The sequence below is a fragment of the Streptomyces antibioticus genome (assembly GCF_002019855.1).
Lineage (GTDB): Bacteria > Actinomycetota > Actinomycetes > Streptomycetales > Streptomycetaceae > Streptomyces > Streptomyces antibioticus_B.
In genome coordinates this window covers 6,664,336-6,682,932 of the sequence record NZ_CM007717.1, presented here as the reverse complement: position 1 = coordinate 6,682,932, position 18,597 = coordinate 6,664,336, and the positions used below count along the sequence as shown (strand labels likewise).

The 18,597-nt window shown below is 72.7% G+C and carries 15 protein-coding genes; 8 read left to right on the top strand and 7 right to left on the bottom strand.

The window, feature by feature from the left end:
- Nucleotides 1–5: 5 nt before the first annotated feature.
- On the bottom strand, nt 6–1,748 hold the full coding sequence (locus AFM16_RS30290) for a pyruvate dehydrogenase (RefSeq protein WP_030791932.1): 1,743 nt from the start codon (nt 1,746–1,748) through the stop codon (nt 6–8).
- 122 nt (nt 1,749–1,870) lie between these two features.
- Nucleotides 1,871–3,607, bottom strand: a complete 1,737-nt coding sequence (locus AFM16_RS30285) for a protein phosphatase 2C domain-containing protein (protein ID WP_078635534.1) — start codon at nt 3,605–3,607, stop codon at nt 1,871–1,873.
- Between the two features lie 416 nt (nt 3,608–4,023).
- On the opposite strand from AFM16_RS30285, the gene AFM16_RS30280 reads away from it, so the two are divergent.
- Nucleotides 4,024–5,064, top strand: a complete 1,041-nt coding sequence (locus AFM16_RS30280) for a helix-turn-helix transcriptional regulator (protein ID WP_078635532.1) — start codon at nt 4,024–4,026, stop codon at nt 5,062–5,064.
- Nucleotides 5,065–5,100: 36 nt separating this feature from the next.
- On the top strand, nt 5,101–5,583 hold the full coding sequence (locus AFM16_RS30275) for a DUF456 domain-containing protein (protein WP_078635530.1): 483 nt from the start codon (nt 5,101–5,103) through the stop codon (nt 5,581–5,583).
- 11 nt (nt 5,584–5,594) lie between these two features.
- Here the strand turns inward: AFM16_RS30275 and AFM16_RS30270 are convergent, their stop codons facing one another.
- The 5 genes from AFM16_RS30270 to AFM16_RS30250 all read right to left on the bottom strand — a co-directional run bounded on the left by AFM16_RS30270 (nt 5,595) and on the right by AFM16_RS30250 (nt 11,973).
- A complete protein-coding gene (locus AFM16_RS30270) occupies nt 5,595–6,116 on the bottom strand; it encodes a methylated-DNA--[protein]-cysteine S-methyltransferase (protein WP_107419178.1) in 522 nt (173 codons plus the stop codon).
- Nucleotides 6,113–7,498 (bottom strand): bifunctional transcriptional activator/DNA repair enzyme AdaA, encoded by a 1,386-nt coding sequence (locus tag AFM16_RS30265; protein ID WP_030792935.1) that lies wholly within the window; start codon nt 7,496–7,498, stop codon nt 6,113–6,115. The genes AFM16_RS30270 and AFM16_RS30265 overlap by 4 nt, the downstream gene beginning before the upstream one ends.
- A gap of 77 nt (nt 7,499–7,575) precedes the next feature.
- Nucleotides 7,576–8,679, bottom strand: a complete 1,104-nt coding sequence (gene rsgA / locus AFM16_RS30260; RefSeq protein ID WP_078635528.1) for a ribosome small subunit-dependent GTPase A — start codon at nt 8,677–8,679, stop codon at nt 7,576–7,578.
- A 288-nt stretch (nt 8,680–8,967) separates the two neighbouring features.
- Nucleotides 8,968–10,479 carry a cellulose-binding domain-containing protein gene (locus tag AFM16_RS30255; protein WP_078635525.1) on the bottom strand — a complete coding sequence of 504 codons (1,512 nt, stop codon included), beginning with the start codon at nt 10,477–10,479 and terminating at the stop codon, nt 8,968–8,970.
- A gap of 174 nt (nt 10,480–10,653) precedes the next feature.
- Nucleotides 10,654–11,973: a radical SAM protein gene (locus AFM16_RS30250; protein WP_030792942.1), complete on the bottom strand. Its 1,320-nt coding sequence runs from the start codon at nt 11,971–11,973 to the stop codon at nt 10,654–10,656.
- Nucleotides 11,974–12,121: 148 nt separating this feature from the next.
- On the opposite strand from AFM16_RS30250, the gene AFM16_RS30245 reads away from it, so the two are divergent.
- The 6 genes from AFM16_RS30245 (at nt 12,122) to AFM16_RS30220 (ending at nt 18,556) form a co-directional block, all read left to right on the top strand.
- Nucleotides 12,122–13,444 carry an FAD-binding protein gene (locus tag AFM16_RS30245; RefSeq protein WP_078635522.1) on the top strand — a complete coding sequence of 441 codons (1,323 nt, stop codon included), beginning with the start codon at nt 12,122–12,124 and terminating at the stop codon, nt 13,442–13,444.
- 125 nt (nt 13,445–13,569) lie between these two features.
- A complete protein-coding gene (locus tag AFM16_RS30240; RefSeq protein ID WP_078635519.1) occupies nt 13,570–14,808 on the top strand; it encodes an ROK family transcriptional regulator in 1,239 nt (412 codons plus the stop codon).
- 194 nt (nt 14,809–15,002) lie between these two features.
- Nucleotides 15,003–16,265, top strand: coding sequence for an ABC transporter substrate-binding protein (locus AFM16_RS30235; RefSeq protein WP_078635517.1), 1,263 nt, complete (start codon nt 15,003–15,005; stop codon nt 16,263–16,265).
- 20 nt (nt 16,266–16,285) lie between these two features.
- The gene (locus tag AFM16_RS30230; protein ID WP_078635515.1) at nt 16,286–17,203 is read left to right on the top strand and encodes a carbohydrate ABC transporter permease; all 918 of its coding nucleotides are present in this window, start codon (nt 16,286–16,288) and stop codon (nt 17,201–17,203) included.
- Nucleotides 17,200–18,045 (top strand): carbohydrate ABC transporter permease, encoded by an 846-nt coding sequence (locus tag AFM16_RS30225; RefSeq protein WP_078635513.1) that lies wholly within the window; start codon nt 17,200–17,202, stop codon nt 18,043–18,045. The genes AFM16_RS30230 and AFM16_RS30225 overlap by 4 nt, the downstream gene beginning before the upstream one ends.
- Nucleotides 18,046–18,109: 64 nt before the next feature.
- Nucleotides 18,110–18,556: a hypothetical protein gene (locus tag AFM16_RS30220; RefSeq protein WP_179123326.1), complete on the top strand. Its 447-nt coding sequence runs from the start codon at nt 18,110–18,112 to the stop codon at nt 18,554–18,556.
- The last annotated feature ends 41 nt before the right edge of the window (nt 18,557–18,597 follow it).

Sequence of the window (18,597 nt, the reverse complement as noted above, 5' to 3'; positions counted from 1 at the left end):
TCGTCTCAAGGGCGGGGCACGTTGCGGAGGTTGGAGCGGGCCATCTGGAGCATGCGGCCCACTCCGCCGTCCAGGACCATCTTGGAGGCGGACAGCGCGAAGCCGGTGACCATCCCGGCGCTGATCTTCGGCGGGATGGACAGGGCGTTGGGGTCGGTGACGACGTCGACCAGGGCCGGGCCCTTGTGCCGGAAGGCGCTCTTCAGCGCGCCCGCGAGCTGCTTGGGCTTCTCGACGCGCAGGCCGAAGACACCGCAGGCGCGGGCGACGGCGGCGAAGTCGGGGTTCTTGTTGGTGGTGCCGTAGGACGGCAGTCCGGCGACCAGCATCTCCAACTCGACCATGCTCAGCGAGGAGTTGTTGAAGAGAACGACCTTCACCGGCAGGTCGTACTGCGCCAGGGTGAGGAAGTCGCCCATCAGCATGGTGAAGCCGCCGTCGCCGGACATCGACACGACCTGGCGGCGGCGGTCGGTGAACTGGGCGCCGATCGCCATGGGCAGCGCGTTGGCCATGGAGCCGTGGGAGAACGAACCGATCACCCTGCGGCGGCCGTTGGGGGTGAGATAGCGAGCGGCCCAGACATTGCACATCCCGGTGTCCACCGTGAACACGGCGTCGTCGTCGGCGAGTTCGTCGAGGACGGAGGCCACGTACTCGGGATGCAGCGGGACATGCTTCTCGACCTTGCGGGTGTACGCCTTCACCACCCCCTCCAGCGCGTTCGCGTGCTTCCTCAGCATCCGGTCGAGGAAGCGCCGGTCGTCCTTGGGCCGTACCCGCGGGACGAGACAGCGCAGGGTCTCGCGGACGTCGCCCCACACCGCGAGGTCCAGCTTCGAGCGCCGGCCGAGGTGTTCGGGCCGTACGTCGACCTGGGCGATCCGCACGTCGTCGGGCAGGAAGGCGTTGTACGGGAAGTCGGTGCCCAGCAGGATCAGCAGCTCGCACTCGTGGGTGGCCTCGTAGGCGGCGCCGTAGCCGAGGAGACCGCTCATCCCGACGTCGTACGGGTTGTCGTACTGGATCCACTCCTTGCCGCGCAGGGCGTGGCCCACCGGGGACTTGATCTTCCCGGCGAGTTCCATGACCTCGGCGTGCGCGCCGGCCGTGCCGCTGCCGCAGAAGAGGGTGACGCGGTCGGCCTCGTCGATCATCCGGACCAGGGCGTCGATCTCGGCGTCGCCGGGGCGCACGGTGGGCCGGGTCGTCACGAGCGCGGTCTCCACCGGCCGGTCGGGGGCGGGTTCGGAGGCGATGTCGCCGGGCAGGGAGACCACGCTGACACCGCCGCGGCCGATGGCGTTCTGGATGGCGGTGTGCAGCAGGCGCGGCATCTGCTTCGGGTTGGAGATCAGCTCGCTGTAGTGGCTGCACTCGCGGAAGAGCTGGTCGGGGTGGGTCTCCTGGAAGTATCCGAGGCCGATCTCGGCGGACGGGATCTGTGAGGCGAGGGCCAGCACCGGGGCCATCGAGCGGTGGGCGTCGTAGAGGCCGTTGATGAGGTGCAGGTTGCCGGGTCCGCAGGAGCCGGCGCAGGCCGCGAGCCGGCCGGTGATCTGGGCCTCCGCGCCGGCCGCGAAGGCGGCGGTCTCCTCGTGGCGGACGTGGACCCAGTCGATCCCCGAGTGGCGGCGCACCGCGTCGACGACGGGGTTGAGGCTGTCCCCGACGACGCCGTACAGGCGCCGGACCCCGGCGCGGGCGAGGATGTCCACGAACTGTTCGGCGACGTTCTGCTTGGCCATGGAGGGACGCACCTCTTCGGGTCTCGTCGGTTCCGCTCGGGGTTCCCGTCGGGGTTCCGTTCGGGGATCCCTCGGGGTTCCGCTCGGGTTCGGTTCCCTCCACAGTGGCCGGGGCCGCCCGGTTACGCCTCCCAGACGGCCGCCGCCGTACGGTCGTCGGCGTAGCCCTTCACCCTGACCTGGGTGTCGGCGAGGAACGCGGCGAGGCCGGGCGGGGTGGGGTCCGACCAGCGTCCCGTGAGGTGTGCGGAGAGTCCGGGCTCGCCGCGCAGCGGTTCGGCGAGGCCGCCGGTGCACATCAGGAGCGTGTCGCCCGGCCGGGCCACGGACGCCCGGAACCGGAAGGGTTCGCGGGGCGGCTCGGGCGGCTGCCCGTAGGGGTCGGGCGCGGTGGTGACACCGAGGTCCATGGTGAGCCGGTCGCCCTCGGGGGTCTCGGCGGGCGGCGCCCCGAAGCCGACGACCGGCCCGCCCGCGGTCTCGCCCACCTGCGGCTCGATGTCCCGCCAGGCGCCGTCGCGCAGCCGGAACAGTCCGCCGGCGCCGACCCCGAAGAAGACCCGGACCCGGCAGTCGGGGTCGGCGGGCAGCAGCAGACAGCGCAGGGTGGCCGCGTACGCCTCGGGCTCCAGGCCCTGTTCGGCGGCGCCGGCGCGGAGTTTGCCGAGGCTGCGGTCGGTGAGCCGGTGCAGTCCGGACTTCAGGTCGCCGCGCCGGGCGGCCCTGATGTCCTCGGCGAGCCGGACATGACTGCGCCCGACGGCCCGCGCGATCCACCGGCACGCCTCGGCGGCCGCCCGGTGCGCGCCGGGGGTCGCGCGGGCGCCGGTCGCCATCGCGACCAGGACGAGGGCCCGGTCGCCGGTGCCGAAGCGGGCGGTGAGCAGGGCGTCGCGGCGCGGCTCGCCTCGGTACCGCGCGGAGTCCCCGCGCACCGACGCGGCCCGCAGCACGCACGCCCCGTACCGGGCGCCGTCCAGGACGGTGTCGGGGACCAGGTCGTCGAGGTCGTCCGGGTCGGCGGCGGGCAGGGCGGTGGGTTCGGCGTCGTAGGTGGGGGGTCCGGAGCCGACGTAGGCCGGGGGGCGGGTGAGGGAGGCGGGGGGTGGGGTGAGGGGGGTGTCGGGGGTGGTCTCGGGGGCGTGTTCAGGGGCGTGTTCGGGCGCGTGGTCCGGGGGCGGTGGGGTGAGGGGGAGGTCTACGGCGGTGGGTGGGTGAGAGGGGGGTTCGGCCGGGGGGCGGGGTGGGGCCGACGGGGGTGCGGGGGTGGTCGGGGGTGCGGGAGCCGTTGGGGGCGTGGAAGCCGTTGGGGGTGCGGAAGCCGTTGGGGGCGTGGGCGTGCCGTGTCCGGCGAAGCCGGGGGGCAGGGGGGCGGGTGGCTCCCAGGGCCCGCCGGTCACTGGGCCGTTCCAGTTCCCGCTTCCGGCGCCGCGCCCCGTGCGGTCGCGCGGCGCGGGCACCACGGGCGGGGGCGCCGCGGGCGTGGGTGCCACGGGCGGAGGCGATACGGGCGGAGGCGTTACGGGTGGTGGCCCCGGGGGCGTGGCCGTCCCGCTCTCCGTCCGCCACCAGTCGCCCGGCCCGCCGCTCTCCGCACGCGGCTCCGGGATCGACACGACCGCGTCACTGACGTCACTGACGTCACCGCCGCCCCCGGTGTCCCCGGTGTCCCGCGCGTCACCCGAGTCGCCCCGCTCCCCCGCCGTACCCGCGGGACGTACCGCTCCCGAGGCCGAGGCGAATCGGTCGTCGAGGGAGTCGGCGGTGGGCGCAGGGCCCGTGTCCGCGGTGGAGTCGTCGTAAAGCTGCCCCCACCAGTCGTCCTCGTGACCGGTGGGCCTTCCCCCCTGCTGGCTCATGCCCCCGATTGTCCACCGCACGGGCCGGTTGAAAACGGGGCATCGGGAAAATGCGGGCCGGGAACCGCTGTCGAACAGCGGGTCGGGTGACGCAGTGGACACCAGTGCGAGACTTCGGGGCGATGGAGGTCGCCGGACGGTCCCACCCCCCACGGGAGAACCGTCCGGCGACTTGAGGTGACCCGGACCCACATCCCCTATGCGCCCCTGCGCGTCATGGGTCCGGACCACGTTCCGGGGTGCCCGGGCGGCCACGGATGATCACGACGGCCCGGCGTGGTCCACACCTTTGCAGAGGGGGCGCCCGTGCGGCGATGCTGTGTCACGGCGGGAATGCGCCATGGCGGTTTCCCGCCGGTGATCGCCCGGCCGAACAGAGCACGACGGGCAGGACAGGCTCAGGAGGGGGCGACGTGATGCTGGGGGCGATCGGGCTCGACGGAACGCACGAGACGGCGTACCGGGCGCTGGTGGCGCTGGGCGCCGCCGATGTGCCCGATCTCGCGCGCCGGTTGGCGCTCGGCGAGCACGACACCGAGCGCGCGCTGCGGCGGCTGGAGCGGCACGGACTCGCCGCGCAGTCCTCGGGCCGGCCCGGCCGCTGGGTCGCCGCACCGCCGGGTGTCGCGCTGGGCGCGCTGCTGACCCGGCGGCGGCACGAGCTGGAGCAGGCGGAGCTGGCGGCCGCGCTGCTCGCCGAGGAATACCGGGCGGCGGCGGCCGAGCCGTCCGTGCACGACCTGGTCGAGGTGGTGACGGGCGCCGCCGCCGTCACCCAGCGCTTCCTCCAGATCCAGCTCGGGGCGAGCGAGGAGGTGTGCGCGCTGGTCACGGGCACGCCGGTGGCGGTGACCGGGGTGGAGAACGAGGCGGAGGAGCAGGCCGCCCGGCGCGGGGTCCGCTACCGCGTCGTCCTGGAGCGGGCGGTGCTGGACCAGCCGGACGGGGTCACGGAGCTGACCGCGGCGCTCGGCCGGGACGAGCGGGTGCGGGTCGTGGAGAAGGTGCCGACGAAGCTGGTGGTGGCCGACCGCGCGCTCGCGCTGGTGCCGCTGACCGGCCGTTCGGCGGAGCCCGCCGCGCTGGTGGTGCACGCGAGCGGGCTGCTGGAGCTGCTGTCGGGTCTGTTCGAGTCGGTGTGGCGGGACGGTCTGCCGCTGCGGCTGGGCGCGGACGGCACCGTCACCGAGCGGGCGCCCGACGGCCCCGACCCCGTCGATCTGGAGATCCTCTCCCTGCTGCTGGCCGGGCTCACCGACGCGAGCGTGGCCAAGCAGCTCGACCTGGGCCTGCGGACCGTACAGCGCCGGGTGAAGGGCCTGATGGAGCTGACGGGAGTGTCGACCCGGCTCCAGCTCGGCTGGCACGCGTACGAGCGCGGCTGGGTGGCGCGGGAGCACGGGGACGGCGGGGTGCGCGGGCAGGGCCCGGGAGCGGTGCCTGCCCCAAGGTCTTGACCTGCGGTTTCTCCGGGGCTCGGGCACCCTGGGCAGATGGGAGCGTGGGAACTCCTGCTGGTCGGCGTGGTCATCCTGTTCGGCCTGTGCGGAGTGCTGGTGCCCGGGGTGCCGGGGTCGTGGCTGGTGTGGGCCGCGGTCCTGTGGTGGGCGCTGAAGGATCCGCGGCCGGTCGCCTGGGGGGTCCTGGTCGGTGCGACCGTCGCGCTGCTGCTGTGCCAGGTGGTGCGCTGGGCCCTGCCGCCGCGCCGGCTGCGGGAGGCGGGGGCGACCCCCCGGATGGCGGTGTACGCGGGGGTCGGGGCGTTCCTCGGTTTCGTGCTGGTGCCGGTGGTCGGCGCGATCCCCGGCTTCATGGGCGGTGTCTACCTCTGCGAACGTCTCCGTCTCGGCGGCCACGGCGAGGCGCGGGCGGCGCTGCGGACGGCGATGCGTTCGGGCGGCTGGAGCGTCCTCGCGGAACTGTTCACGTGTCTGCTGATCGCGGGCGCGTGGGCGGGGGCGGAGCTGTGGGGCTGAGGCGTCGCCGCCTATGACGGCGGCATCGGCAGCACGCCCTCCAGCGCGAGCAGCCGCGTCTTGCGCTCGATCCCGCCCGCGTACCCGGTGAGGGAGCCGTCGGCGCCGATCACCCGGTGGCAGGGGCGCAGGATCAGCAGCGGGTTGGCGCCGATCGCGCCGCCGACGGCTCGGACGGCGGGGCGGGAGGCGCCGATCCGGGCGGCGATCTCGCCGTACGTCGTGGTCGCCCCGTAGGGGAGGGCGTCCAGGGCGTCCCACACCCGCTCGCGGAACTCGGTGCCCCGGGCGCGCAGCGGCAGCCGGAACTCCTTCAGCTCGGCGGCGAAGTAGGCGGCGAGCTGTTCCTCGGCGGCGCGGAAGGGCCCGGGGTCCTGGAGCCAGCCGTCCTGGACGGTCCGCCCGCCCTTCTGCCCCGGCACGGAGAGGGAGGTCAGGGCCCCGTCGGGGTCGGCGGTGAGCAGCAGCGGCCCGACGGGGCTCTCGACGCTGGTCCAGTAGACGAGTTCGGGCATGTTCATGTTCATGGTCATGAGGTGAGGTCCTCCGCAGCGCGCAGATGGTGAAGGGCGTAGGTGCGCCAGGGGCGCCAGGTGTCGGGGACGGCGGTGCCGGGCGGTGCGACGTCGGGGTCCCCGAGGGCGCGGGCCCGGATCGCCGCCACGGTACGGCCGTCAAGGCCCGGCAGGGCGAGCAGGGCGGCCTGGGCGTCGTCCCGGTCGGCGCCGGGGTCGAGGCGGACGGCGCCGTCGGCGAGCGCCGCCGCGAGGGTGCCGAGGGGTCCGGGGGCGGCGGCGAGGGCGGCCGGTTCGGGGAAGAGGTGGGTGAGGGTTCCGGCGGGCGCGTCGAGGGCCTTGCCGTGGGCGCGGACGAGTTCCGCGGCCCCGGTGGACCCCACCAGGGCCCGGACGGCGTACTCCTCCGGGTCGGCGGCGCCCGGCGCGCGCAGTCCGGGCCGGGCGGCGACCAGCGGGGCGAGCCGGGGGTCGGCGCCGAGCCGCTCGTCGACGGCGTACGGGTCGGCGTCCAGGTCGAACAGCCGTCGCAGCCGTTGTACGGCGGTGGTGAGGTCGCGCGGGTCGGTGAGGCTCAGCCGGGCGTCCAGCCAGCCGCCGGGGTGCACGGCCGTGGCACGTCCCGGGTCCTGGGCCCGCTCGTCGACGGCGACGATCCCGGTGCCGTACGGCAGGCGCAGCGTACGGCGGTAGGTGCGGGTGCCGGGCGGACCGCTCACCTCCTCCACGCCGGGCACGGCCTCGCGGGCCAGCAGGTCGAACACCGGTCCGGCCGGGTAGGGGCCGCGGTGGGCCAGCCGCAGGGGGATGCCGGAGGCCGGGGTGGCCGTCCGCGATGCGCCGCGCACGGCGGCCCGCAGCTCGGTCGGGGTGGCCGCGTACACGGTCCGTACGGTGTCGTTGAACTGGCGCACGCTGGCGAACCCGGACGCGAACGCGATCTCCGTCACCGGCAGTCCGGTGGTCTGGAGCAGGGTCCGCGCGGTGTGGGCGCGCTGGGCCCGGGCGAGCGCGACGGGGCCGGCGCCCAGTTCGGCGGTGAGCTGCCGCTGCACCTGGCGGGCGCTGTACCCGAGCCGCACGGCGAGCCCGGCGACGCCCTCCCGGTCCACGACACCGTCCCCGATCAGCCGCATGGCCCGGCCCACGACATCGGCCCGCACGTTCCAGTCGGCGGACCCGGGAACGGCGTCCGGCCGACACCGCCGACAGGCCCGGAACCCCGCCCCCTGCGCGGCGGCGGCCGTCGCGAAGAACCGCACGTTCGGCCGCTTGGGCGTCACGGCGGGACAGCTCGGCCGACAGTAGATCCCGGTCGTCGTGACCGCGAAGAAAAACTCCCCGTCGAACCGAGCATCCCGACTCCGCACGGCCTCGTACCTGCTGTCCAACTCCGTCATGCCACCCAGTCTTCGCCCCCACGGGGGATGGTGCTAGCGGAAATCGGACGTGGGGGTGGGGGCGGGACGGGCCACTGTCAGCGCGGCGGCGTCGGCCTCCACGCACCCCGTCCCCGCTTCGCCTCGCCCGCCGCGCGGCCCTCGGCGCGCTTGCGTTTCCAGTCCTGGCGGATGTCGGCGCGGAGGCGGGCGTCGGACTTGGCGACGATCCACTGGTTCTCGCGGACGAGCTTGCGGTAGCTGTCCAGGCGGCGGACGGGGAGGTCGCCGTCGTCCACCGCGGCCAGGACCGCGCATCCGGGCTCGCGTTCGTGCGCGCAGTCCTGGAAGCGGCAGTGCCGTGCGTACTCCTCGATCTCGGTGAAGACCTGGCCGACCCCGCCGCCGGCGTCGAAGAGGCCGACGCCGCGCAGGCCGGGGGTGTCGATGAGGACGCCGCCGCCGGGCAGGAGCAGCAGGTTGCGGGTGGTCGTGGTGTGCCGGCCCTTGCCGTCCATGTCCCGGGTGGCCTGGACGTCCATCACGTCCTGGCCCACGAGGGCGTTGGCGAGGGTCGACTTTCCGGCGCCGGACGCGCCGAGCAGCACGGTCGTGCCCTGTCCGAGGAGTGCGGCGAGGTCGCCGACGCCCTCGCCCTCGCGGGCGCTGACGGTGAGGACCGGGACGCCGGGCGCGGTGGTGGTGACGTCCTGCACGAGGTACGACAGCGCGACCGGGTCGGGCACGAGGTCGGCCTTGGTGAGGACGACGACGGGCTGGGCGCCGGATTCCCAGGCCAGCGCGAGGAACCGTTCGACCCGGCCGAGGTCGAGTTCGACGGCGAGGGACATCGCGACGACGGCGTGGTCGACGTTGGCGGCGAGGATCTGGCCCTCGGACCGCTTGGAGGAGGTGGAGCGCACGAACGCGGTACGGCGCGGCAGCAGCTCCCGTACGTACCGGGGGTCGAGGCCGTCGGGGTCGACGGCGGCCCAGTCGCCGGTGCAGACGACCTTCAGCGGGTCGCGCGGTACGACGAACTCGGTGTCGGCGCGGACCGTACCGGCCTCGGTGACGACGTCGCACAGGCCGCGGTCGACCCGGACGACCCGGCCGGGCAGCAGGCCCCGCTCGGCGTACGGCGCGAACGCGTCCGCCCAGCCCTCGTCCCAGCCGTAGGCGGCGAGAGGGTGCGACGACATCGGGACGGAGGAAAGGGAAGAGGAAAGCGAGACAGACAAGGGGTGACCCTTCACAAGGGCGGCCCCGGCGCCGCGCTCATGGGCGCGGAAGGAGATCAGGTCAGCCGGAGGCCGTGGAGGTGGAGCGGACGATCGTCTGGTGGCTGCGGTGAGCAGCACCCGTGGTGGCGACAGTCATCGGTCACACCTCCTGTTCCGGGATCCGGTCGTGAAGAACGCGTGGAGCCCGCCCAGGATATGCAGGCGTCCACGGGCCCGCCACGCATTTACGGGCGGGCCCGGAGACGGTCAGGCGCCCGCGCACTCCCGCCCGTTGAGCGTGAACCCCTGCGGTGCGGGGTTCGTGCCCTGCCAGGAGGCGATGAAGCCGAAGGAGAGGCTTCCGCCGGGGGCGACGGTGCGGTTGTAGTGGGCGGCGGACGCCACGACGCGGGTGCCGTTCTGGGTGAAGGCCGCGTCCCACATCTGGTTGACCCGCTGGCCGCCGCGGAAGGACCAGGCGACGCGCCAGTCGTCGAGGGCGTCGTCGGTGGTCACCGTGACCGTGGCCTGGAAGCCGTCGGACCACTGGTCGACGAGCCGGTAGGCGACCGTGCAGGCGCGGTCCTCGGCGCCGGACGACTGGCCGGTGCCCGTCCCGGCGGTGGCGGAGGAGGTGCCCTGCGGTTCGGGGTCGGGCCGGTCGTCCGCGGTGGGGCTCGACGTGGCGGCGGCCGACCGCGTCGGGCGTGTGGTGGACGGCGCGGCGGAGGTGCCGGCGGGAGCGCTGGAGGTGGCGGGGGCGGCCGGGAGGGAGGGGTCGCCGGGTCCGGCCACGGGGGTGCTGTCGGCGGCGCCGCCCTGCGCGTCGGTGACGGTGCCGTCGCCGCCGGACTTCATCGACATGGCGAGGGCCAGCACGGAGACCAGGACGGCCGCGGCGGCGAGCCCGCCCCGCAGCACCCGGGCGCGGCCGGTGAGAGCCGGGGTGGGCTCGCCGTCCTGGTCCGGTGTGTCGGGGCGTCCGGCGCCGAGACGGACCTCGGCGGCCCGGCGGCGGCGCTCCAGATAGGCGAGGCCGCCCCAGCCGATGACGCCGCCGGCCAGCGCGGCGGGCAGCCCGCCGCCGTGCAGCCGCAGACAGGCGGCGGCCTCCGCGCACTCGACGCAGGTGGCGAGGTGCCGGGAGAGGTCCTCGGGCGTCTCGGCGGTGGGGGAGCGGGTGACGGCGTCCAGCAGCCGGACGTAGCTGCGGCACTCGGCCGGCATCGGGGTGTCGATGTGATTGCGGTGGCAGCGGTCCCTGAACAGGCCGCGGACCTGGTTGAGTTCCTCGACGGCGGCGGCCGGGTCGAGGCCGTGCCTGCGGACCACGGAGTGCAGGGGCAGCGCCTCCACCTCCGCGAGCCACAGCAGGGTGGCGTCCTGCTCCTGCATGTCGCGCAGTCCGCGCAGCGCTATGGGGCGGCTGAGCGGCGGCCCCGTGAAGCGGGCGGCCTTCTCGGAGTTGAGCCAGAGCCGCAGGTCGGGGTCGAGCTTGTGGCCCTGTCCGGCGGCCTCCCAGGCGGCCGCCGTCTGGCGAACGGCCGTCAGCAGCAGGGGGATCCGGGGCAGCCGGGGAGAACGGCGCCCCGCTCCCCGTACGCCCCCGCCCTCGGCGGCGCGGGCCTCGCGTATGCCGAACGCGAACGCCTCGCGGGCCAGTTGATTGGCCGCCGTGGAGCCGGAGGTGCACAGGTCCGCGTACGACAGGACGGCGTCCCAGCACTCGGAGAACAGTGCCGCCTCGACGGCGTCCTTCGGGGTAGGCAGGTCGGGCATGAGTCTCCTGCATCCACAAGCGAGGTCAACTCACCATGACGGCAATGGAGTTGGGGGGAACCTCGCGGCAGTCGCAGAGCTTTTCACGTGACCGACACACCTGACAAGCGGCTCCCGCACGGACACTGACGGCACGGACACCGACCGTGCGGGGACCGACGAACCGTGCGGGGACTATACGGCCGTCGCCTCCTGCGCCGGAAGACTGTCCATGAAGGAACTGACGGAGAACACGGCGCGGCCGGGGCCGGGCGGGCCGTATCCGGGGGGCGAGGCGAGCCCGAACTCGTCCATCGTGGCGCGGTACGCCTCCAGCAGCCGGATGTGGTACTCCAGCGGCGCGCCCTGCGGATTGGCCTTGCCCAGCGGGGTGGTCGGCTCCGGGCACCAGGTGGTGAAGCGCGGGGTGATGCCGTGCGACATGAAGAAGCGCAGCCCCTCGGTGGTCGACGCGATCGCCTCGTCGACGGTGGTGAAGCCGAACGGTTCGGCCATCTCCACGCCCGCCACGAAGTTGGGGATCACATTGCGCGCGCCGAACACCTCGGCGGAGTCGAGGATGCGCTGGTGCCATACGTCCCGGCCGACGTAGCGCTCCTTGCCGGGGCAGTACATCTTGAACAGATACTCGTCCCACACCTCGTAGTTGGGGTGGTAGATCTGCACGCCGTAGTCCTTGAACCGCTGCACGTCGTCCCGGGGCAGCGCCTGGGCGACGACCTTGCCGATCCAGCGGCCCGGGAAGTGCTCCTCGATGGCCTTGGCGTACCGGCCGTAGAAGTCGGCCTCGTCGCGGCCGCCGACCGTCTTGGTGATGGCGCCGCCGGTGAGGGTGTAGGCGGTGGACGCCTTCGCGGTGTCGTACTTGTCGATGATCTCCAGGGCCTCCAGCACCTCGTCGACGTCCTTGACGCCGGTGTAGGGCCGGCCGGCCGCCTTGTGCTGGCGCCAGTTGTGGTTGATGTCGCAGTACTGGCACTCCTCCTTGGCGCCGAAGTACTGGCAGACCCGGAAGACGGTCAGATAGATCAGATAGCCCCACTGGATGGTGGGGGCGACCTCCATGACGGACTTCCCGTTGGAGAGCGTGTGCCGGTAGTACTCGGGCATCGGCGGCACGCCGACGTCCGCGATGCGCTTGCCGTCGAGGTAGAGCCCGAGGAGCCCCTCCTCGTCGGCGGCCACCCGGTACGGCGAGGCCGGGTTCACCCGCACGGACACCACGGTGCGCCGCAGGTCGTAGGGCCCGCCGGTGAGGATGATCTCCTCCGGCGGCCGGCGCAGCGCGGCCTCGCCCAGCTCGGGCAGGGTGCCGTGGTCGAAGGAGAAGATGAAGTACGACTTCGGCTTGACCTCCCCCGATTCGTTGTCGCTCAGGGCGGAGGGGTCGAAAGCCACTCCCCCGCGCAGGAGGTCCTCTTTGAAGACGGCCTCCCGCGGAACGTGCGGAAACCGCTCCATCAGATCCTCGACCAGCGCGGTACGGCTGCCCATCCCTCTGTCCTCCCGGCTCAGGCGTACGACTCCTCACGGTATGCCCCCGGGGTGGCGAGCGTGGGGGCGGGGGGCCTCGTGTTGCGGGCGCGGTAGGTTCCACCTGGGAACTCCGGGTTCCCGATCTCCTCGGGAAGGCAGCAGTCGGATGTCGAACACGACCGGTACGAACGGGAGCGGTACGGGCGCGAGCGGTGCGAATCCGTCCAGTGTGGTGCGTACCGGTGCGAACTGGACGGGCACCAACTGGGCGGGCAACATCACGTTCGCCGCGCGGGAGCTGCACCGCCCGGCGACGCCGGAGGCCCTGCGCGCGCTGGTGGCGGGCGCCGCGCGCGTGCGGGTGCTGGGCAGCGGGCACTCGTTCAACCTGATCGCCGAGCCGGGCGCGGACGGTGTGCTGCTCTCGCTGGACGCCCTGCCGGCCGAGATCGACGTGGACACGACGGCCCGGACCGTACGGGTCGGCGGCGGAGTGCGGTACGCCGAGCTGGCGCGCCGGGTGCACGAGCAGGGTCTCGCACTGCCGAACATGGCCTCCCTGCCGCACATCTCGGTGGCGGGTTCGGTGGCGACGGGCACGCACGGCTCGGGCGTCCGCAACGGCTCGCTCGCCGCGCCCGTGCGGGAGGTGGAGGTCCTCACGGCGGACGGTGCGACCGTCACCGTCGGCCGGGACGACCCGCGGTTCGGCGGCGCCGTCACCTCCCTGGGCGCGCTCGGCGTGGTCACCGCGCTCACCCTGGACCTGTCCCCCGCCTTCGAGGTCGAGCAGCATCTGTTCACCGAACTCCCCCTGGAGGGGCTGGACTTCGAGACGGTGGCCGGGGCCGCGTACAGCGTGAGCCTGTTCACCGACTGGCGTGCGCCGGGCTTCCGTCAGGTGTGGCTGAAGCGGCGCACCGACCAGCCGCTCGCCGCGTTCCCGTGGGCCACGCCCGCGACCGAGGCCCTGCACCCGGTGCCGGGGATGCCCGCGGTCCACTGCACGGAGCAGTTCGGGGTGCCGGGGCCGTGGCACGAGCGACTGCCGCACTTCCGGGCCGAGTTCACGCCGAGCAGCGGCCAGGAGCTCCAGAGCGAGTACCTGATGCCGCGCGAGCACGCCCTCGGCGCCCTGCGCGCGCTCGACGGGATCCGGGCCACGGTGTCGCCGGTGCTGCAGACCTGCGAGGTGCGCACGGTCGCCGCCGACGAGCAGTGGCTGAGCCCGGCGTACGGGCGCGACTCGGTCGCCGTGCACTTCACCTGGGTGGAGGACACGGCGGCGGTGCTTCCGGTCGTGCGGGCGGTGGAGGCCGCGCTGGAGCCCTTCGCGCCGCGGCCGCACTGGGGCAAGGTGTTCGAGACACCGGCCGCCGCGCTGCGGGAGCGGTATCCGCGGCTCGACGACTTCGCGGCGCTGGTGCGGGAGCTGGATCCGGCCGGGACGTTCACGAACGCGTTCGTACGGGGCGTGCTGGAGAGCTGAGCCGGCGGCGACCGGCCGCCGGAAGCGACCACCGTGATCAGGGCGGACTTAATCAAGCCCCTTTCCGAACCCCTTGTCGAACCTCCGGGTGCCGCCCTAGCCTGACGTGCGGCGAGAGGAGTCCGATGAAGCGCGGCACGTCCCGTGACATCCGCACCGCGAACCGCTACGAGGTGCTGCGCCAGATCATCGCCGCCTCCCCCACCTCCCGCCAGGAGCTGGCGGCCGCCACCGGACTCTCCCTCGCCACGGTCGCCACGCTCGTCGGCGAGCTGCTCGACCTCCGCATGATCACGGAGGTCGGTTTCGAGGACTCGGCGGGCGGCCGCCCCCGCGGTCTCGTGGCCGTCAACGCGGCGGGCGGCGCGCTGATCGGCGTCGACATCGCCGAGACGTACGTCCATGTCGAGCTGTTCGACCTGGCGCTGAACGTCCTGGCCCGCGCCGAGGAGCACATGCGCCCCGGCGAGAGCCGGCCGGAGCGGGTGGTCGCCCATGTGACGGCCGCCGTCGGCTCGGTGGTGGCGCAGGCCGGCGTCGAGGCGGCCCGGGTGCTCGGCGTCGGGGTGAGCGTGCCGGGACAGGTGGACCGCGACACCGGTGTCGCCGAGTACGCGCCCAACTGGGACTGGCACGACGTGCCGTTGCTCGACCTGCTCTCCGAACACATCCCCTACCCGCTCCACTTGGACAACCCGCTGCGCGCCAGCGCGGTCGCGGAGCTGTGGTTCGGGGCGGCGCGCGGTCACGGCGACGCGGTCGTGGTCAACCTCGGCACGGGCGTGGGCGCCGGTCTCGTGCTGGGCGGCGGGCTGCACCGGGGGGTCAGCAACAGCGCGGGCGAGTGGGGGCACACCACGCTGGTGCTCGACGGCCGGCTGTGCCGCTGCGGCAACCACGGCTGCGTGGAGACGTACGTCGGCGCCCTCGGGATCATGCAGAACCTGCGTGAACTCAGCCCGCGCAGCCCGCTGTTGCATCCCGGGGACCAGACGGCCACGATCGACGCGCTGGCGGCCGGGGTCGCCGCGGGGGACCCGGTGGCCGTCAAGGTCGTACGGGACACGGCCCGTTACCTCGGGGCCGGTATCGCCGTGCTGGTCAACGTGCTCAACCCCGAGGTGGTCGTGCTGAGCAGTTGGGTCGCCGCCCGGCTCGGCGAACCGCTCCTGGACGAGGTGTGCGAGGCGGTCGCCCGGCACGCGCTGCGACGACCGCTGGCCGCCAACCGGATCGTGCTGTCCCCCATCCCCACCGACCCGGTCTGCCTGGGGGCGGCGACATTCGCGCTCGAAGGGGCGCTCCAGGCGGTGAGCCAGCGGCGCAATGCGGGGGCACGCGGCCGGACGGCACCGCCGGCCTGACACCGATGCGGCTCTCTTCGCAGGCGCGATAGGACGTCGGAGGCACCTAGAGACGTTCGACATTCCGAACGATCGACAACTCTTCGAACAGACTTCGTCTGATCCCTTGCCGAAGCATTGGCCGAAGGTTAGCGTCCCGCTCCGCAACCAGATGTGAGCCGCCGCCTCCGAGAGTTCCGGACAAGGACGTCAGCATGTCGGCACCGAGCAAGAGCAACTGGTCCCGCCGTTCCCTCCTCCGCACCGCCACCGGTCTGGCCGCGGCCGGTGCGCTGACCGCCTGCGGCGGCAACAACGGCCGAGGCGGCGGAAGTTCGGGGGACGGGCTCGTCCAGTACTTCCACGCCTACGGCGAGGCGGGCACCGAACAGGCCATCAGGCGGTACGCCAAGGCGTACCAGGACGCGAACGTCAGCACCCAGTGGATCACCGGCTCGAACTTCGAGAGCAAGCTCTTCGCGTCGCTGCTCACCGACAAGGCGCCGGACCTCTTCGAGTTCCACCCGCAGATCCAGCTCGTCAGGAGTGGACAGGTCGCCGATCTGACCGACATCGTCGAGCCGGTCAAGGACGACTTCAACCAGGCCGACATCCAGTCGCACACGGTGGACGGCAAGATCTACGGCGTCCGGATGATCGACGACCCGCAGTTCTTCTTCTACCGCAGGTCACTGCTGGAGAAGGCCGGGATCGGTGTCCCGCAGACCCTGGACGAACTGCTCGAAGCGGCGGCCCGGCTCACCACGGACAAGGTCAAGGGCGTCTACCTCGGCAACACCCTGCACGCGGTCGTCCGCCCGCTGATCTGGGCGGCCGGCGCCGACACCCTGGACGCGGACAACCGGCCCGCGTACCACACCGACGCGGTCGTCGGCGGCATCCGGCAGATGCGCGAGCTGTTCACCAGCGGCGATCTGCTCCTCGACGCGCCGGCCGACTACTGGGACCCGTCCGCGCTCGTCCAGGGCCTGACCGCCATCCAGTTCTGCGGCATGTGGGCCATGCCCGTGATGCAGAAGGCGCTCGGCGACGACCTCGGCGTCTTCCCCTTCCCCAAGGTCGGCGACGCGGGCAAACCCGCCGTCTACAACGGGGGTTGGTCGATGTTCGTCAACGCCAAGAGCGAACGGGCCGAGGAGGCCAAGGAGTACGTGAAGTGGCTGTGGATCGACCGGAAGGAGTACCAGGAGGACTGGGCGCTCTCCTACGGCTTCCACATCCCGCCGCGCACCTCGATCGCACGGTCCGCCGAGAAGCTCAAGTCCGGCCTCCCGGCCGAAGGGGTCGAACTCTTCGACCGGTACGGCCACTTCGACAACATCGGCTGGACCCAGGCCATGATCAAGGCGACGGAGGACGTCTTCGCCGACGCCGTGCGCAAGGGCGGTGATCCCGAGGCCGCGCTGGACCGGTGCGACAAGGTGGTGGGCGCCGAGCTGAAGAAGCTGTTCGGATAGGCCGGCGGACGGACCCCGAGATGCCGACCACGACCGGGCGCGCCCGGACCCGAGCGTCCGCCGCCTTCACCTTCTGGCTCTTCACCGGGCCGTTCCTCGCCGGCCTGCTGGTCTTCGTCTACGTCCCGATCGGCTGGAGCGTCTGGCTCAGCTTCTTCGAGGCCCGCTTCACCGTCACCCCCAGCACGTTCGTCGGTCTCGACAACTACCGCGCCATGCTGGAGAACGACAACTTCACCGGCGCGCTGGGCACGTTCACCGTGTTCGCCGCGATCATCGTGCCCACCACGTGGGCGCTCTCGCTCGGACTGGCGCTGCTGGTGAACCGGCTGCGGTTCATGCGGGCGTTCTTCCGGTCGGTCTTCTTCCTCCCGACCGCGTGCAGTTACGTGGCCGCCTCCCTCATCTGGAAGATGTCCCTCTTCAACGGCGTCCGCTTCGGTCTGGCGAACACCGTCATCGGCTGGTTCGGCGTCGAGAACATCGCCTGGCTCGCCGACCCCGACCCGCCCTGGTACTGGCTGGTCATCGTCAGCGCGCGGCTGTGGCTCCAGTCGGGCTTCTACATGATCCTCTTCCTCGCCGCGCTCCAGAACATCCCGGGCGAGCTGTACGAGGCCGCCGCGATCGACGGCGCGAAGCCCGGCTTCCAGACCTTCCGCCACATCACGCTGCCGCAACTGCGGGCCACCTCGACGGCCGTGATCCTGCTGCTTCTGATCGCCGCCTACCAGGCGTTCGACGAGTTCTTCAACCTGCTGTCCAAGACCACCTGGGGCCGGCCGCCGCTGGTCGAGCTGTACTACACCGCGCTCGGCGACAGCCAGGACTACGGCGCGGGCAGCGCGGGCGCGGTGATCCTCACGCTGCTGATCATCGTCGTCACCCTGTTCCAGGGCAGGATCATGGGATTCGGAAGGGGCGGGGACTCCGGATGACCACCACCTCGAACGGGACGCGGCGCACCTCGCGCCTGGGCCTCCACCTGGCCGTCGGCGTCGCCGCGCTCCTCTTCCTCGTGCCGTTCTACGTCCTGGTCCGCAACGCCCTCGCCACGGACCCGGAGATCACCGGCGAGGAGTGGACGCTGTTCCCCACGGACATCCGGTGGGGCAACGTCACCGAACCCTTCCGGGACACCACCGTCGACTTCGGCCGGGCGATGGTCAACTCCCTCGTCGTCGGCGTCCTGCACACCGTCGGTACCCTGCTGGTGTGCTCGCTGGCCGGCTACGGCCTGGCCCGCATCCCGTACCGCCACGCCGACAAGGTCTTCTACGGCGTCCTGTTCACGCTGATGGTCCCGACGGCCGTCACCTTCGTACCCGGCTTCGTGCTGGTGTCGTCCCTCGGCTGGATCGACTCCTACCGCGGCCTGATCATCCCGGGTCTGTTCAGCGGCTTCACCTGCTTCCTGTTCCGGCAGTACTTCCTGGGCTTTCCCAGGGAGTTGGAGGAGGCGGCCCGGGTGGACGGCCTCGGCCACTGGGGCGCCTACTGGCGGATCGTCGTCCCCAACTCCCTGAACTTCTTCGCCGCGATCGCCACGATCACCTTCATCAACGGCTGGAACTCCTTCCTGTGGCCGCTGGTCATCGGCCAGGACCCGAGCGCCTGGACGGTCCAGGTGGCGCTGTCCTCGTACATGACCAACCAGACCGTCAACTACCACCTGATCTTCATGGCCACGGCCCTGTCCCTCCTCCCCCTGCTGTGCGTGTTCCTCTTCCTCCAGCGCTGGCTGGTCCAGGGCATCGCCCAGTCCGGCATCAAGGGCTGACCGGTGCGCCGGGAGCCGGATACGAAGATGCGGTGGACCAGCCTCGTGTCCGACGATGACCTGCATGAACGATCCCTTCCCCGGGCCCCGGCCGCGCGAGGTCCGCCCCGGCGAGCACCCCGCCTGGGACGAGGCGCTGGCGCTCGTCAACCGCGATCTGGCCGCTCTGCTGCCGGGGCGCGGGCCGCTGCGACTGCTGGCCGTGCCGTCCGATGCCGACGTCGAGTGGGAGCCGCCCGAGCACGTGTACGTGGCCCTCCCGGACGGTCGCTGGCACGGCAATCACCTGGACCACGCGTCACAGACCGACCCCGCCGACGCGCTCGCCTCCGTGGCGGACGCGGCGCAGGACACGGTGCTGGAGTGCCTGTGGCAGGTGTGGCCGGTCTGCGTCGAACACCGGCTCGGGATGCATCCGGGCCAGGACGACGACCGGGTGGTCTGGGAATGCGCGGGAGGCCGCGAACCACAGGACCCGGCGCACGTACGGACGATCGGCGAGCTGGGCTGAAGTCCCGCCCCCCCCCGCTCCATACTCTCGCTCCCCCCACA

What these genes read in the sequence shown, in the direction of transcription:
- AFM16_RS30280 (WP_078635532.1), top strand. Translation starts at nt 4,024, where the DNA reads ATGCTGGGGGCGATCGGGCTCGACGGAACGCACGAGACGGCGTACCGG.
- AFM16_RS30240 (WP_078635519.1), top strand. Translation starts at nt 13,570, where the DNA reads ATGAAGCGCGGCACGTCCCGTGACATCCGCACCGCGAACCGCTACGAG.
- AFM16_RS30275 (WP_078635530.1), top strand. Translation starts at nt 5,101, where the DNA reads ATGGGAGCGTGGGAACTCCTGCTGGTCGGCGTGGTCATCCTGTTCGGC.
- rsgA (WP_078635528.1), bottom strand. Translation starts at nt 8,679, where the DNA reads ATGTCGTCGCACCCTCTCGCCGCCTACGGCTGGGACGAGGGCTGGGCG.
- AFM16_RS30225 (WP_078635513.1), top strand. Translation starts at nt 17,200, where the DNA reads ATGACCACCACCTCGAACGGGACGCGGCGCACCTCGCGCCTGGGCCTC.
- AFM16_RS30245 (WP_078635522.1), top strand. Translation starts at nt 12,122, where the DNA reads ATGTCGAACACGACCGGTACGAACGGGAGCGGTACGGGCGCGAGCGGT.
- AFM16_RS30220 (WP_179123326.1), top strand. Translation starts at nt 18,110, where the DNA reads ATGAACGATCCCTTCCCCGGGCCCCGGCCGCGCGAGGTCCGCCCCGGC.
- AFM16_RS30230 (WP_078635515.1), top strand. Translation starts at nt 16,286, where the DNA reads ATGCCGACCACGACCGGGCGCGCCCGGACCCGAGCGTCCGCCGCCTTC.
- AFM16_RS30250 (WP_030792942.1), bottom strand. Translation starts at nt 11,973, where the DNA reads ATGGGCAGCCGTACCGCGCTGGTCGAGGATCTGATGGAGCGGTTTCCG.
- AFM16_RS30265 (WP_030792935.1), bottom strand. Translation starts at nt 7,498, where the DNA reads ATGACGGAGTTGGACAGCAGGTACGAGGCCGTGCGGAGTCGGGATGCT.
- AFM16_RS30235 (WP_078635517.1), top strand. Translation starts at nt 15,003, where the DNA reads ATGTCGGCACCGAGCAAGAGCAACTGGTCCCGCCGTTCCCTCCTCCGC.
- AFM16_RS30270 (WP_107419178.1), bottom strand. Translation starts at nt 6,116, where the DNA reads ATGACCATGAACATGAACATGCCCGAACTCGTCTACTGGACCAGCGTC.
- AFM16_RS30285 (WP_078635534.1), bottom strand. Translation starts at nt 3,607, where the DNA reads ATGAGCCAGCAGGGGGGAAGGCCCACCGGTCACGAGGACGACTGGTGG.
- AFM16_RS30255 (WP_078635525.1), bottom strand. Translation starts at nt 10,479, where the DNA reads ATGCCCGACCTGCCTACCCCGAAGGACGCCGTCGAGGCGGCACTGTTC.
- AFM16_RS30290 (WP_030791932.1), bottom strand. Translation starts at nt 1,748, where the DNA reads ATGGCCAAGCAGAACGTCGCCGAACAGTTCGTGGACATCCTCGCCCGC.